This window comes from Methylobacterium sp. J-088 (assembly GCF_022829295.1).
GTDB lineage: Bacteria > Pseudomonadota > Alphaproteobacteria > Rhizobiales > Beijerinckiaceae > Methylobacterium.
Map to the genome: position 1 here is coordinate 35,804 of NZ_JAKSYH010000136.1, position 14,711 is coordinate 50,514.

Sequence of the window (14,711 nt, forward strand, 5' to 3'; positions counted from 1 at the left end):
TTGGAACGCGAGGCGTCGGGCGGCTCGGATCGCCCGGTCTCCGTCACGTTTGGGAGCGGCAAGAGGATGAAGCGGAACCCACGGTCGACGGCATCGCGGGGCGGCAGAGCCGCGATCCGGCACGGCGCCTGTGCCGTCCTCCTCGCCATGGCCGCGCCGGCCTGGGCCGCAGACCGGACCGTGACGCTGAAGGCTCAGCCCGAGGCTAAGGCCGACATCGCGGTGATGCCGCAGATCGATGCGCCGGTGGACGAGGCGGAGCGGCGGATCAATACCGCGCTGAAGCGGCTCGACGGCAATGTCCGCAAGGCCGCGAAGCAATGCACGGTCGGAGACGGGAAGCCCGGGGACTGGGGTCGGAGCGTCGAAACCTCGATGCGCGGCCCCAGTTTCGTGAGTTTCGTTATTCACGACGATTCGTTCTGCGGCGGCGCACATCCGAACAGCAGCACGATGTCGATCGTCTACGATCTGACCACCGGCGCGCCGGTCGATTGGACCAAGCTGCTTCCGCCCTCCCTGATTGGAACGGTCGCGCTCGCGGAGGGAATGGACGGGACCAAGATGGTCACGCTGGCCTCCAAGAGGCTGCACAGACTCTACCTCGAACGATACCGCCCGAAGGCCGGCGATCCGAAGAAGGACGACGCGGACAAGGAGTGCCGCGAGTCCGTGACGGAGACGTTCTCCGGCGATCCACCGGCCATGATGGCGTGGCTCGACGCCAAGGAGGGCGGTCTCGCGGTGCAGTTCGATCTGGCCCACGCCGTCCAGGCCTGCGCCGACGCAGTCGTCATCCCGAATGCGGTGCTGCGCCGGGAGGGCGCCAAACCCATCCTCGTCGATGCCCTCGACGCCGCCCGCGCAGCGGGCCAGTGAACTGCGGCACTCAGCCTTGGCTGGGTGCCGGAAGGGGGCGCCGTGCCGCGAGCGCATCGATCACCCGCGCACCGAACGGCGTGCCCTCCAGGCCGCTCAGGAGCTGGCCATACAGCTCGTCCCTGCTGAAGCGGCAGTCGATGTCGGGGATCGCGACGAACCGGTCGAGTTCCTGAAGCATCAGATCGGCGAAGGCGTCGGCGCTGAGCAAGGTTTCGGCGGCGTCGAGGAGGCCGTGATTCGCCAGGAAGCCGCCGCCGAGCCAGATGAGGCCGTCCCGGTACTGGATCAGCGCGACGTAGATGCCGAAGCCGAGCATCGCCGCGTCGCGCCAGCCCGTCTCGGCGAGGTAAGCCTTCACCATCACGTCGGTCGAATAGGTCTCGTGCTCTCCGTCGCGCTTCGCGAGATAGTCGCGGAACACGTCGTGGGATTCCGGATCGAGACGGAGCAGGGCCTCCATCGCCGCCGCCAAGGCGCCCTGATCCGCTTTCGGCCCCCAGATCTGGCGAAACAGCCGCTTGGCCTCGACGGCGGCGGGCTGGACTTCGAGATAAGTGGTCAGGAGCGCGCGCAGGGCCGAGGCGACCGGGATCCGCTCGCGGGACACGCGCGCGAAGAACGCCGTCTCGGTCATCTTGCGGCCGGCGACCACGAAGGACAGCTTCAGGTACTCGCCCTGCATGAGGGCGACCAGACGCGTGCGGATCTCCTGCGCCAGCTGTTCCAGCGCGGCGGCGATGTCGGCCTGCGAAAAGCTCGCGACGGGCACCACGGGCCGGCGACTCGTCTTGGACAGGAACCGTTGGACCGCCATCCCGCTCGGGCCCGTCAAGCCCCCGGCCTGGAAGCCGTCCTCGTCTTCCGAGATCACGCGGTTGGCCGCGGTGCTCGCACACCAGGCGCGTGGGATGGTGACCGTATCGGGAAACGCACTGATCACGACGTGATCCGCACGCGTCACGTCGGCGATCTCGATCACGAGCTTTTTTCCGTCGAAACGCTGAAAGCTGAAGACGGGCGAGAGGGTGCCATCCAGAGCGGCGCGCTGAAATTCGGCCTGCGTGTCCCAGGAATAACCAAACCGGATCCAGAACGCCGTCTCATCCGGCTCCCAGACGATCTGGCTGATCTTGAGATGGCGCTCCGATGCGATGCCGGCGGCGATGCGTTGAAGGGGGACGGTCGTCCAGACATCCAGGGCCTGCTCAACGCGCCCGGCCCCGTTGGCATCCCGATGCGCGGCCGGCGTGTCGGCCGAGCCCTCGCGGATGACGGGTAATCCGCGAGACAGCGTCGCCAGATACCGGCGGCCGGGACTGAGCCACCACGGTTTCGTTTCGTCCGTGAGCGGCTCGTAGCGCACGGTCCAATCGGAACGATCCAGATGGAAAACTCCGTAGTGCAGCCCCGTGGGATGGCAATCGAAGCCGATGAACGAGAGGCGTCCGGCAGGGTCCTCGAACAGATCGCTGCAGATCGTCAGGTATTTCGGGTCGTCGTCCGTGGGCGGGTAGACGTATCCCATGACCAGGCGCGCGACCGAATGGTCCCCCGACCATCGCAGGCCCTCGCCTTCCGCGACCATCTGCAGGTCCTGCACCCGCAGAAGCTGAAGGTGAAAGACATAATGCTGGCCGTCGGGCTGGCGAGCACGTTGATAGAGCGCGATCAGCTCCGTGTCGGCCGTCACGAACAGGCGATAGAGTGAAGTCGACTTGACGGAAAGCTTTCTCCGCAGGATCTCCCTGTTCGCGCGCCAGTCGATCAGGGCGAGTTCTCCTCCTTCCGAGAAGCAGGCGAGGCGATCGTCGCCGAAGCACACCGCTGAAATGATCTTGCCGTCCCGGAACGGCCGGAACAGGCGCCATGTGCCCTCATCCTCGACGGCGGCCACGGTCTTGTACTGACGCTCCGTTCCGGTGATCTCCACACGCGGCATACCGGCTCCCTGCAACGGCGTTTCGATCCGCGATCCCGGCGGCGGGCAGGGCTATGATTTCGCGTCTATCCGGCAAGCGCGTGTCTTCGGGCAGATCGCGATTGTTTGCCCGTTCAGGCCACCAACGGAGCAGTTTGTCTTAGCTTCTACGTTGCCCGGCGGTTGGGTTTCGCGGTGACCTAGGGCATCGCCGTGTGGCGGTGGGCGCCATCCGGATATCCGCGGACGGGTCTGGCCGGTTGCTGCGGACGATGTAGCTTGGGGCGGGGATCGCTGAGGCGAAACGCGATCCCGCAAGGGGCATCATGTCCGAATCCGGCAATCCCGACCCATTCGCAGCGTTCGCCGACGCGGTCACCGACCTATCGCCCCTGCGGCGGGCGGTCGTGGCCGCCTGTCGGCGCCCTGAGCCCGACTGCATCGCGCCGCTCCTCGAACAGGCGCGCTTGCCCGCCGAGGCCGCCGCGCGCGTCGTCGCCACGGCCCGCCGCCGCGTTGAGTCCCTGCGCCGCCGTGGCCGCCGCGGCGGCGTCGAGGGCCTGATCCACGAATATGCCCTGTCGAGCGAGGAGGGTGTCGCGCTGATGTGCCTCGCCGAGGCGCTGCTGCGCATCCCCGATGCCGCCACCCGGGACGCGCTGATCCGTGACAAGATCGCGCCGGGCGATTGGGCGGCCCATCTCGGCCACAGCCAATCGCCCTTCGTCAACGCGGCGACCTGGGGCTTGCTGGTCACCGGTCGCTTGGTCGCCACCCGGGACGAGGCCGGCCTGTCCGCCGCGCTGACCCGCCTGATCGCCCGCGGCGGAGAGCCGTTGATCCGCGGGGGCGTCGATCTCGCGGTGCGGATGATGGGCGAGCAGTTCGTCACCGGCCGGTCGATCACCGAGGCCCTGCGCAACGCCGCCACGCTGGAGGCGAAGGGCTTCACCTACTCGTACGATATGCTGGGCGAGGCCGCCGTCACCGCCGCGGATGCGGCGCGGTATCTCGACGCCTACGAAGACGCGATCCGGGCGATCGGGGCGGCCTCCGATGGGCGCGGCGTGCTGCGCGGGCCGGGGATCTCGATCAAGCTGTCGGCGCTCCATCCGCGCTATGTCCGTTCACAGCGCGGGCGCGTCCTGGCCGAGCTGGTGCCGCGCGTCCAGGGCCTGGCGCGCCTCGCCAAGGGCTTCGACATCGGCCTCAACATCGACGCCGAGGAAGCCGACCGGCTCGATCTGTCGCTGGACATCCTGGAACGGCTCGCCTTGGACCCGGAACTCGCGGGTTGGGACGGCCTCGGGTTCGTGGTCCAGGCCTACGGCAGGCGCTGCCCCTTCGTGATCGACGTGCTGATCGATCTCGCCCGGCGCAGCCGGCGGCGCCTGATGGTGCGGCTGGTCAAGGGTGCCTACTGGGACAGCGAGATCAAGCGCGCTCAGGTCGATGGGCTCGCCGACTTTCCGGTCTTCACCCGCAAGGTCCACACCGACGTGTCGTATCTCGCCTGCGCACGCCGGCTGCTGGATGTGCCGGATGCGGTGTTCCCGCAATTCGCGACCCACAACGCGCAGACGCTCTCCGCCATCGTGGAGATGGCGGGGCCCGACTTCCGGCTCGGGCAATACGAGTTCCAGTGCCTCCACGGGATGGGCGAGCCGCTCTACGAAGACGTGGTGTCGGGCGTGAATCTGCGGCGCCCGTGCCGGATCTATGCGCCCGTGGGGACGCACGAGACGCTGCTGGCCTATCTGGTGCGCCGGCTTCTCGAGAACGGAGCGAACACCTCGTTCGTCAATCGCGTCGCTGATGAGTCGGTGCCGGTCGAGACCCTGGTCGCCGATCCGGTGGCCGTGGTGCAGGCCATGCCGGTACCCGGCGCGCCGCACGCGCAGATCGCGCCGCCCCGCGATCTCTTCCGACCCGGACGGGCGAACGCCGCCGGCCTCGATCTCGCCGATGAGGCGGCGCTCGCCCATCTGGCGGACGGGCTGGCGGAAAGCGGCCGGACGGCATGGCGGGCCGTGCCGCAGGGGGCCGGGACTGCCGAGACACCCGTGCGCAACCCGGCCGATCATCAGGACGTGGTCGGCTTCTACCGAGCGGCAACGGCCGCCGACATCGATCGGGCCCTGGCGCAGGCGGACGTGGCCGCGCCGCGCTGGGCCGCGACGCCCACAGCCGAGCGGGCCGTCATCCTGCGCCGTGCCGCCGACGCCTTCGAGGCGCGGATGCCGGCGCTGATCGGTCTCATCATGCGCGAGGCGGGCAAGTCCGGCGGCAACGCGGTCGCGGAGATCCGCGAGGCCGTCGACTTCCTGCGCTATTATGCGGCCGAGGCGGAACGGACGCTCCATCGTGGCCATGACCCGGTCGGGCCCGTGGCCAGCATCGCACCCTGGAATTTCCCGCTGGCGATCTTCGTCGGGCAGGTGGCGGCCGCCCTGGCGGCGGGCAACACAGTCCTGGCCAAGCCCGCCGAGGAGACGCCGCTCACCGCCGCGGAGGCGGTGCGGATGCTGCACGACGCGGGCATTCCGCAGGACGTGCTGCAGATCCTGCCGGGGGACGGCGCGGTCGGCTCCGCTCTGGTCGCGGATGCGCGGGTCCAGGGCGTGATGTTCACGGGCTCGACGGCGGTCGCCAAGTTGATTCAGCGTTGCCTGGCCGAGCGGTTGAACCGTCACGGCGAGCCCGTACCCTTCATCGCCGAGACCGGCGGCCAGAACGCCCTGGTGGTGGATTCCTCGGCCCTGGCCGAGCAGGTGGTCGCGGACGTGATCGCCTCCGCCTTCGACTCTGCGGGCCAACGCTGCTCGGCCCTGCGGATCCTGTGCCTGCAGGAGGAGATCGCCGACCGGATCCTGCATATGCTGAAGGGCGCGATGCGCGAGCTGGCGGTGGGCGACCCGCGCCGCCTGTCCACGGATGTCGGTCCGGTCATCACCCCCGAAGCGGCCGAGGGGATTGGCCGACACATCGCGGCGATGCGGGCCCGGGAGTTCGCCGTCGACCAACTCGACAGGCTGCCCGAAACCGCTGGCGGGACCTTCGTGCCGCCGACCCTGATCGAGATCGGCCGCGTGGCGGATGTCGAGCGCGAGGTCTTCGGGCCGGTGCTGCACGTGCTGCGCTACAGGCGGGCGGACCTCGACGACCTGCTGGGCGCAATCGAGGCCACCGGCTACGGCCTGACCTTCGGCCTTCACAGCCGCATCGACCGGACGATCGTCCGGGTCCTCGACCGCGTCAAAGCCGGCAACCGGTATGTGAATCGCAACATCATCGGCGCCGTGGTCGGCGTGCAGCCCTTCGGCGGGTCGGGCCTGTCGGGCACCGGGCCGAAGGCGGGCGGCCCGCTTTACCTCGGCCGGTTGGTCCGGCGAGCGCCCGACGGGGCGTACGATCGGTTCGTGGCTGATGCCTTTCCGGTACCGGCCTACCGCGCTTGGCTGATCGCGACGGGGCATGGCTCGCTGGCGGATCGCTTGGCCACAATATGCTATCCGGCCCAGAGGGAGATCGAACTGGCGGGACCGGTCGGCGAGCGCAATGTCTACGCCCTTCGACCGCGCGGGCGCGTCGCTGCGATCGCCGAGACGGGACCGGGGCTTCTGATTCAGATCGGGATGATTCTGGCCTGCGGCAACCACGCCGTCGTGGTGCGCGGCGAGCGGCACGGGGCCCTCCTGCGGGACCTGCCGTCCGACGTGGCGGCGCGGGTCGCGCATGCACCGGATCTCGACGCCGCCGGCGATATCCGGGCGGTCCTGTTCGAGGGCGACGCAGTCGGCTTGGCGGCCATCAACATGGCGGTTGCGGCCCGAGACGGCGCGATCCTATCGGTCCAGACCCGCACCCCGGGCGCGCTGGCGGACGGCGATCTTTACGGTTTGGCCGGACTCGTCGAGGAGGTGTCGACCGCGATCAATACGGCCGCCGCCGGTGGCAATGCCAGCCTGATGGGCGTCGGCTGAGGGCGCGCGCTCACGCCCTCAAGCGTCTGGGATCGATCCAACCGCTCCCGCGCCGTCAGGCGGCGCGCGACCAGCGGATGTCGCCGAGGCTCTCGCGGAAGGCGAAGCGGGCCAGGTGATCGGCCACGACGTTCTCCAGCCGGGTGAGGTTGACCGGGTCCGCGCTGTCGATGCGCATCACCAGCGCGTCGGGCTCGGCATCGAAGGTGCAGACGCGATCCTCGCCGAACGGCACGGTGCCGTGCTCCGGGGTCGCCTCGACCTTGAACTTGTGGCTCCAGTGCCGGCAGAGCTGCTGAAGGTAGCGGCTCGCTTCCGCGGTCTGCACGCGGGCCAGTGAGGTAGGCATTCCGTCGATCTCCAAAAGGACGTGATCCAGCCTGTCGTTGACGGTTCGTCGCTCGATCTCGCACGTGCGAGATAGGAAGGCTCCAGAGCAATTGCCATGCCGGGCTACTACCGACACGCCTGCGCCGTCATCTGAGAAGGTCTGGCCATCGTGTTAGCAGACGCTTAACGCGGTGGTCGGCCGCCGCGGATGGTGGCGAGCCGTGTCTGTCCTGCACCGGCCTCGGCGCCGAATTATGGCGCGCCGCACAATTTTTCATGACTTGGATTCGGGCGCTTGCGCGCGTTCGGAGGCGACATCCGCCAGGATCTTGCCGGGGTTCAGCATGTGCCCGGGATCGAGGGCATCCTTGAGCCGCCGCATCAGGTCGAGACCGGCCGGATCGCCGTAATGCGCGAGTTCCTCGCGCTTGATCAGGCCGACCCCATGCTCGGCCGCGATGGAGCCGCCGAGATCGTCGACGATGTCGTGGACGATCCTGTTGAACCGGCCCCATTGCGCCAGAAAGTCCGCCGCCGGCATGCCGGGGGGCTGCGACAGGTTGAAGTGGATGTTGCCGTCTCCGAAATGGCCGAAGCCGCAGGGGCGCAGGCCCGGCATCTCGGCGACGCAGGCCGCGCCGGCCCGCGCGAGAAAATGCGGCAGGCGCGAGAGGGGAACCGACACGTCGTGCTTGATCGAGGCGCCTTCGCGGGTCTGCGCCTCGGGAACCCCCTCGCGCAGCCGCCAGAGGGCGCCGTTCTGCGCGCCGCTGGCGCCGATCACCGCATCTGCGACCGTCCCAGCCTTCAGCGCATCGCCCAGAGCGGCTTCCAGCGCGCCCTGCATGTCGGCGTCCGGCCGGGCCGAGGCGGCCTCGATCAGCGCGTAGGCACCGTGCGCGCCGGCCAGCGGCGGGACCGTGCCCGGGACATGCCGCAGGACGATCTCCAGCGCGAAGGGCGGAAGGTACTCGAAGGCCGTCAGATCCCGGTCGAGCCGGGTCCGCAGCGTCACGAACAGGTCGAGGGCCGCCTGTGCCGAGTCCAAGCCCACGAAGGCGACGCTGGTGCTGCGCGGCTTCGGGAACAGCTTCAGCACCGCCGCGGTGACGATGCCGAGCGTACCCTCCGAGCCGATGAAGAGCTGCTTGAGGTCGTAGCCGGCATTGTCCTTGCGCAGCGCCCGGAGACCGTTCCACACCCGCCCGTCGGCCAGGACGACCTCGAGCCCGAGGACGAGATCGCGGGCATTGCCGTAAGCCAGCACCGCGATGCCGCCCGCATTGGTGCTGATCCCGCCGCCGATCCGGGCCGAGCCCCGCGACGCGTAGGAGAGCGGGAACAGCATGCCGGCCGCGTCGGCGGCCTCCTGAACCTCCTGAAGGATCATCCCGGCCTCCACCGTGATGGTGGCGTCCACCGGGTCCACGGCGCGCAGCCGCGTCATCCGCTCCAGCGACAGGACCACCCCGCCCTGCGGGACGCCCGCCCCGGTGAGCCCGGTATTGCCGCCGAGCGGCACCACCGGAAGGCCGGCCTGCGTGCAGGCGCGGACGGCGAACGCCACCTCATCGGTGGAGCCCGGCCGCAGCACCGCCACGGCCGAGCCGGTGAACAGCTTCCGGGTCTCGATCAGATAGGGGGCGAGATCCGCCGGCTCGGTCAGCACGTGTCGCGCGCCGAGGCCGTCGCGGAGCGCGGCGAGCAGGGTATCGGGGTTGGACGCCATGGGTGTCATCGCGAAGATTTTTTTAGACGAGGGCGCGCCCTCGGCAAGCGGCCGTCTGGCGCGCGGCGGGAGGCACCTTACAACGGTCGCGTCGATCGCGGGCAGGGTTTGCCCGATCCCGGACGTTCCACCGCAGAGGCAGAGATGCTCTCCGTCATCCAGAACCCGCCCCGCATCGCGCTCCCGATCGTCGGCAGCAGCGATCTGTTCCCCGTCCGCCGCGTCTACTGCGTCGGCCGCAACTACGCCGCCCATGCACGGGAGATGGGGGCCGATCCGGATCGCGAGCCGCCATTCTTCTTTATGAAGCCCGCCGACGCGCTTCAGATCGTGGGTTCCGAACCGACGCCGCACCCCTATCCGTCCAAGACCAGCAACTACCATTTCGAGGTCGAACTGGTGGCCGCGCTCGCCGGCGGCGGCACCGATCTTCCCGTCGAGAACGCTCTCGATCACGTCTACGGCTACGCGATCGGTCTCGACATGACCCGACGCGACGTTCAGGACGAGGCCAAGCGGCTGTCGCGGCCCTGGGACACCGCCAAGGCGGCGGACGGATCGGGCCCGATCGGCGCCCTGCATCCGGTCTCGCTGGTCGGCCATCCGGCGCGCGGAGCCATCACGTTGGCGGTGGATGGGCAGACGCGCCAGACGGGCGACCTCGGCGATATGATCTGGTCGGTGGCCGAGCAGATCGCCTACCTGTCGGGCTACTTCGCGCTGCAGCCGGGGGACCTGATCTTCACCGGCACGCCGTCGGGCGTCGGTCCGGTCGAGCGCGGTCAGCGCATGGTGGCCTCGGTCGCCGGCCTCGGCGCGATCACCCTCGATGTCATCTGATCCGGCAGCCGCGGACCGTCATGCTCCTCGATCGTTGGCTGCTGCGGCGCCTGTTTCACCTCGGGGCGTTCGCCTCGCGGGGCATGACGCTCGGCGTCCGCGGAATCGCCATCGATCCGCAAGGCCGCGTGGCTCTGGTGCGCCACACCTATGTCAGTGGATGGCACCTGCCGGGCGGCGGCGTCGAACGCGGGGAGAGTGCGGCCGAGGCGATGATCCGCGAATTCCGCGAGGAATCGGAAATCGTCCCGGATGCGCCGCCTCGCCTCGTCGGCCTGTACCGGAACGCCGCCGCCGCGCCGCGCGATCACGTGGCCCTGTTCGTCCTGCCGGCCTTCACGGTTCTGCGGCCGAAGGCACCCGACCGGGAGATCGCCGCCTGCACGTTCTTCCCGGCCGATGCGCTGCCAGAGGGGACGACCCGCGGCACCCGCGCCCGCCTCGACGAGGTGCGGCGCGGCCTCCCTGCGGACCCGCATTGGTGAATCGTCGTGAGTGGGCAAAGAGACGCTTGCGTCGCCCGTCGGAATGGTGTTTAGAAAGCGCCGTCGGGGCCGCCGGCACGAAAGTCCAGGCGGCGCGGCACTAGTGAGCGGGTGTAGCTCAGGGGTAGAGCACAACCTTGCCAAGGTTGGGGTCGAGGGTTCGAATCCCTTCGCCCGCTCCAGTTTTTCCAACCAGTCGAACGATCGCAAGGCCGCCTCCGTGCGGCCTTTGTCGTTTCTGATCGTCCGCGAAGCGGCGACGGACGAGCCGCTTCAGGCGTCGCGGATTGATGCACGGGTTCGGCCCGTGGGCTGCGACAGCGCCGCGCGATGACCCCGGCCAGCCATGCCGGCGGTCGGCCGAGGACAAAATAGCCGGTTCCGGCAGCTATCTGACCGGACGCGCTCTGGTGACGACCGGCATCAACCGGTCGTCCGGCCGCATCACACCCGTCAGGCCCGCCGCAACAGGCTCGGCGAGCGGAAATCCGAGCCGCGGCTCTGGGAGGTACGCAGCACCGACATCCGCTGTTCCCCCTGCCGGATCTGCTCGATCAGCTGAGGCTTGGCGTAATAATAGCCCTGCGCACAGCGGATCTGCGTGGCGCCCAGCAAGTAGGCGACCTCCTCGAAGGTCTCGACCCCTTCGGCGACCACCGACATGCCGAGGGCCATCCCGAGCGATTCGATCGCCTTAAGGACGATCTGGCTGCGGGGCCGCTTGTCGATATCGGTGATGAAGGACCGGTCGATCTTCAGTTCATCCGCTGTGATTTCCGCCAGCGCCGCCAGCGAGGAATAGCCGACTCCGAAATCGTCGATCGACACCCGGGCCCCTATGGCGCGGATGCGCGGCAGAACCTCGCGCTGAAAGCTGCCCTTGGTGAAGAAGGCCTCCTCGGTCAGTTCCAGCACGAAGCGCCGGGCCATGCCCGTCGCCCCGAGCGCGTCGCAGAAAGCCGACATGAACGGCACGTCGCAGGCCTGCTTGGCGGCGATGTTGAGGCTCACGGTGACATCCGGCCCGAACACCTCGTCGATGTCGGGCATGGTCTGCACGGTCTCGGTCAGCACCTGCAGGGTGATCTCGTTGATGAGACCGAGTTCGATCGCCAACTCGATGAAATCGCCGGGAGCCTGGATCATCCCGAGCTCGTCCCGCCAGCGCAGCAGGACCTCGACGCCCATCACGGCGTGCGTCCGCATGTCGACCTTCGGCTGGAAGGCGCAGCAGAAGCACCGGTCGCGGATCGCGAGACGCAGGCGCTGCTCCACGGCCATGCGGGCCGTGGCGGCGTGGCTCATCGTCTCCTCGAAGACGCTGACGCCGCCCTTCACGCCACCCTTGACCCGATACATCGCATTGTCGGCCTGCCGCCGCAGGATCTCGTAGGTCGTGCCGTGTTCCGGAAACAGGCTCAGGCCCATCGACGCCGAGGCAAAGATCTCGTGGTCGTCGATGAAGAACGGCTGCTTCAGGCGGTCCGAGATGTCGAGCACCGAAGCCAGGGTGGCGTCCCGATCGGCCACCGGGCTGAGCAGCAGCACGAATTCGTCGCCGCCGATCCGGGCGAGCATGTCGCTCGGGCGCAGCGTGCCGCGGATACGGTCAGCCACTTTGCGCAGCAGGGCGTCGCCCGCGGCGTGGCTGTAATAGTCATTGATGTGCTTGAAATTGTCGAGATCGATGAAGGCCAGGGCGAAGCGGTCGTCCGGGCCGGCTTCGATGATGAGTTCCTCGATGCTCTGCTCGAACATCGTCCGGTTGGGCAGTCCGGTCAGCGCGTCGATGAAGGCCCGCGCGATGAGATCGCGCTGCATGCCGTGATGGTGCGTGACATCCGTGAGGGTGGTGAGCGTGTAGGTGTCCGCCTCGGTGGCGACCGCCTGTGCCTGCGCCTCGACCACGAGATCGCCGATCTCCGCGATGATCGCGGCGTCGGGGCTGTCGAAGGCGTTGGCCGAGAGGTCGTCGATCGCCCGCGATCCCAGAGCACGGGCGGCGTCGTTGGCCAGGATGCAGAGCCCTCGCTCGTCGTGGACCACGACGCCGACCGGAAGCGCCTGAATGGCGGCTTCCAGCAGGCTCTGGCGATGTCGGGGCGCGGACGTGCTCACGTCAGCCCTGCTGCCAGAGCGTCTTGGGCGCACGCAGGCCCGACTCGGCCGCGGCGTCGGCCCCCTCAAGGGGGCGACGGAGCAGGCGACGGTGCACTTGGTCGAGTGCCGCGCCGTTGCTGCCCTCGGCACTCGGTTCCCGGGCCAGGCGGGGGCTCGCGGACTGGTCCGCCGAATCGAGCCCGCTGGCCTTGCTCATGGTGGCCCCCCGCCAGCGCTCGACCACCGCGCCCACGAAGGCCGCGCCGGCGATCGCGTCGCCGTGGTCGGAGGCGCGCCCGCTCATGTCGTTGCGCGGCTGGCGCTCCGGGGGCAGGGCGGCGAACTTCATCCGCACCGGCATCGGCACACCCTCGCCGAAGGCGATCACCTCGCCGGTCCCGAGCGACGGCACGAAGGTGAGCAGGTTCACCGCGTCGGAGACCGCCGCGGCCAGGAAAGCCTGGTCGCGATCGTTGGTCATCCGCATGGCGAAGAGCGTGCTGCACTGGGACATGATCGTCGGATCGAGTTCCGCAGGCCGTTGGGTGACGAGGCCCAGATAGACGCCGTGCTTGCGGCCCTCGCGGGCGATCCGCGAGAGAGCCCGGCGGGTCGGGGTGAAGCCGACCGAACGGTCGGCGGACGCGTAGCGGTGAGCCTCCTCGCACACGAACAGCAGCGGGATCGCACCTTCGCTCCAGATGCCGAATTCGAAGGCCAAGCGGCACAGGACGCAGACGACGGCATCGACCACCTCCATGGGAAGCCCGGCGAGCTGCATGATCGTCATCGGGCGCCCGTCCGGATCGAGCCGGAACAGGTGGGCCAGGATCTCGCCCATCATGTCGCCGCCGACATTGGCGTTCTCGAACATGAAGCCGTAGCGCGGATCGTTGCGGATCGCCTCGATGCGCGTGATCAGGCGGTGGTAGTGCATACGCCCGACGCGGTTCTCCAGGCGCCCCATCCGCTCGTCGATCAGGGCGATCAGATCCTGAAGCATGTAGGGGACCGGCGTATCGACGGTGTAGCCGGAGCTCTTGCCGATGGTACGCTTGACGATCTGCCTGTCGCTGGCCTCCTTGTACTGCGCGTACTTGCTTTTCGCCAGCGGGATGACTTCCGCCAGGATCTCGATTTCCTCATCGATCGGTGAGCGGCCGCCGTAGATGACGTCGGCGATTTCTTCGAGATTGAACAGCCAGAAGGGCAACTTGAGATTGCGCGGGCTGATGACGCTCGCATGCTCTTCGAAGCAGGCCGCGTATTCGTTGTGAACGTCCAGCAGGAAGATGCGCACTGCCTGCTGGGACCGCATCACCTGGTCGAGGATCACGGCAACGCCGCTCGACTTGCCGACGCCGGTGGTGCCGAGCACCGCGAAGTGTTTCGTGAGCAGATCCTCGACCTTGATGCAGGCCGGCGTGTCCGGATCCTGGTACAGCGCCCCCACGGTGGCCATGTTCGCCGATGAGACCTGATAGAGGATCCGCAGATCGCCCGCAGGCAGCAGATCGACCGCATCCCCGATGGCGGGGTAGCAGGTCACGCCCCGGCGAAACCGCTTGGTCCCATTATCCGACAGGATCTCCCCGAGGAGATCGATGCTCGCATAGGCGCCCCGTTGCCCGGACCGATCACCACCCGACGAGAGCGTCGTGATGATCCCGATCAGGAGCGCGGCGCCGGCCTCGATCCGTACGAAATTGCCGACGGTCGCCCGCACGTGCGGTCGGCCGTTCTGCCCGGCGAGTTCGAGATGAACCTTCGAACCCTCGATCGACGTAACCGAACCCATCTGCGCCGCCGGAACCTCGTCCCGGTCCATGCCGTCACCGTTCACCATCGCGTGTGCTCGAACCTGCCAATCAAACGTGACGCTATGGTGGGATCGGCCGATTAAGAATCAGACAAAGACCGCAATGCAGTGGATCGATGATTAATCAATTCTTCCACAAATACACAGCCGCCTGTACGATATAATACTAGTATCGGTATGCATGGCGAGGCGCCCCGCGGGAGCCGCATACACTGGGTGTATCTTCAGAAGAAATTTACACGCAGAGATTGTGTCGCTGGCCCGCAAGATCCGGCAAGCAAAGCCTCAGCGGTGGCAGTTGCGCGGTCGCCTATCGTGGATCGAGGGCAATGCTTGAGAGTGAGGACCCGTGCTCGGTCATGCAGCCCGGGCACGAGTCGCTTTCGGGATGTCGGCGTTCTCAAGCTCCCCGGGGGCGAAGGATGGCCTAATCGCCCGAGGCGTCATTGAAATGCTCGCGCTTCCAGCACTCGCCCGAGATGCGCGCGCCGTTCAAGGTCACAAACGCGTAAGGCGAAGCTTCCACGACGGCGCCGCCCCGCGTGCGGATGACCCAGCGGTAGCCCTCCGAGCAGGGTACGATTTCGACGGTGTGGGTCTGTGAAGCGTGCATCGACATGCTGCG

10 protein-coding genes and 1 tRNA gene are annotated in these 14,711 nt (G+C 68.1%); 5 read left to right on the forward strand and 6 right to left on the reverse strand.

Going from position 1 to position 14,711, the window contains the following annotated elements; all coding sequences use genetic code 11:
* Positions 1 to 66: 66 nt before the first annotated feature.
* The gene (locus MKK63_RS14230; protein ID WP_244002749.1) at positions 67 to 879 is read left to right on the forward strand and encodes a DUF4163 domain-containing protein; all 813 of its coding nucleotides are present in this window, start codon (positions 67 to 69) and stop codon (positions 877 to 879) included.
* Between the two features lie 10 nt (positions 880 to 889).
* Here MKK63_RS14230 and MKK63_RS14235 read toward each other — a convergent pair whose 3' ends face one another.
* Positions 890 to 2,821, reverse strand: coding sequence for a hypothetical protein (locus MKK63_RS14235; RefSeq protein WP_244002751.1), 1,932 nt, complete (start codon positions 2,819 to 2,821; stop codon positions 890 to 892).
* 305 nt (positions 2,822 to 3,126) lie between these two features.
* On the opposite strand from MKK63_RS14235, the gene putA reads away from it, so the two are divergent.
* On the forward strand, positions 3,127 to 6,783 hold the full coding sequence (putA, locus tag MKK63_RS14240) for a trifunctional transcriptional regulator/proline dehydrogenase/L-glutamate gamma-semialdehyde dehydrogenase (protein WP_244002753.1): 3,657 nt from the start codon (positions 3,127 to 3,129) through the stop codon (positions 6,781 to 6,783).
* A gap of 55 nt (positions 6,784 to 6,838) precedes the next feature.
* Here putA and MKK63_RS14245 read toward each other — a convergent pair whose 3' ends face one another.
* Positions 6,839 to 7,132, reverse strand: a complete 294-nt coding sequence (locus MKK63_RS14245) for a DUF2218 domain-containing protein (RefSeq protein ID WP_243924984.1) — start codon at positions 7,130 to 7,132, stop codon at positions 6,839 to 6,841.
* A gap of 255 nt (positions 7,133 to 7,387) precedes the next feature.
* Entirely contained in the window at positions 7,388 to 8,851 is a 1,464-nt protein-coding gene (locus MKK63_RS14250; protein WP_244002756.1) for an FAD-binding oxidoreductase, read from the reverse strand.
* Between the two features lie 135 nt (positions 8,852 to 8,986).
* Here MKK63_RS14250 and MKK63_RS14255 point away from each other — a divergent pair, with 135 nt between their 5' ends.
* The 3 genes from MKK63_RS14255 (at position 8,987) to MKK63_RS14265 (ending at position 10,349) form a co-directional block, all read left to right on the forward strand.
* A complete protein-coding gene (locus MKK63_RS14255; RefSeq protein ID WP_244002758.1) occupies positions 8,987 to 9,682 on the forward strand; it encodes a fumarylacetoacetate hydrolase family protein in 696 nt (231 codons plus the stop codon).
* Positions 9,683 to 9,702: 20 nt separating this feature from the next.
* Positions 9,703 to 10,167 (forward strand): NUDIX domain-containing protein, encoded by a 465-nt coding sequence (locus MKK63_RS14260; RefSeq protein WP_244002760.1) that lies wholly within the window; start codon positions 9,703 to 9,705, stop codon positions 10,165 to 10,167.
* A 107-nt stretch (positions 10,168 to 10,274) separates the two neighbouring features.
* Positions 10,275 to 10,349 (forward strand) — tRNA-Gly (locus tag MKK63_RS14265).
* A gap of 271 nt (positions 10,350 to 10,620) precedes the next feature.
* Here MKK63_RS14265 and MKK63_RS14270 read toward each other — a convergent pair.
* The 3 genes from MKK63_RS14270 to MKK63_RS14280 form a co-directional block, all read right to left on the reverse strand.
* Complete coding sequence (locus MKK63_RS14270) at positions 10,621 to 12,285, reverse strand: putative bifunctional diguanylate cyclase/phosphodiesterase (protein ID WP_244002763.1); 1,665 nt, start codon at positions 12,283 to 12,285, stop codon at positions 10,621 to 10,623.
* A 1-nt stretch (position 12,286) separates the two neighbouring features.
* Positions 12,287 to 14,113 (reverse strand): ATP-binding protein, encoded by a 1,827-nt coding sequence (locus tag MKK63_RS14275; RefSeq protein ID WP_244002765.1) that lies wholly within the window; start codon positions 14,111 to 14,113, stop codon positions 12,287 to 12,289.
* Between the two features lie 400 nt (positions 14,114 to 14,513).
* Positions 14,514 to 14,705 carry a hypothetical protein gene (locus MKK63_RS14280; protein ID WP_244002766.1) on the reverse strand — a complete coding sequence of 64 codons (192 nt, stop codon included), beginning with the start codon at positions 14,703 to 14,705 and terminating at the stop codon, positions 14,514 to 14,516.
* Between the last annotated feature and the right edge of the window lie 6 nt (positions 14,706 to 14,711).

Coding starts and splice junctions, on each gene's coding strand:
- MKK63_RS14230 (WP_244002749.1), top strand. CDS start 67: ATGAAGCGGAACCCACGGTCGACGGCATCGCGGGGCGGCAGAGCCGCG.
- MKK63_RS14235 (WP_244002751.1), bottom strand. CDS start 2,821: ATGCCGCGTGTGGAGATCACCGGAACGGAGCGTCAGTACAAGACCGTG.
- putA (WP_244002753.1), top strand. CDS start 3,127: ATGTCCGAATCCGGCAATCCCGACCCATTCGCAGCGTTCGCCGACGCG.
- MKK63_RS14245 (WP_243924984.1), bottom strand. CDS start 7,132: ATGCCTACCTCACTGGCCCGCGTGCAGACCGCGGAAGCGAGCCGCTAC.
- MKK63_RS14250 (WP_244002756.1), bottom strand. CDS start 8,851: ATGACACCCATGGCGTCCAACCCCGATACCCTGCTCGCCGCGCTCCGC.
- MKK63_RS14255 (WP_244002758.1), top strand. CDS start 8,987: ATGCTCTCCGTCATCCAGAACCCGCCCCGCATCGCGCTCCCGATCGTC.
- MKK63_RS14260 (WP_244002760.1), top strand. CDS start 9,703: ATGCTCCTCGATCGTTGGCTGCTGCGGCGCCTGTTTCACCTCGGGGCG.
- MKK63_RS14275 (WP_244002765.1), bottom strand. CDS start 14,113: ATGGTGAACGGTGACGGCATGGACCGGGACGAGGTTCCGGCGGCGCAG.
- MKK63_RS14280 (WP_244002766.1), bottom strand. CDS start 14,705: ATGTCGATGCACGCTTCACAGACCCACACCGTCGAAATCGTACCCTGC.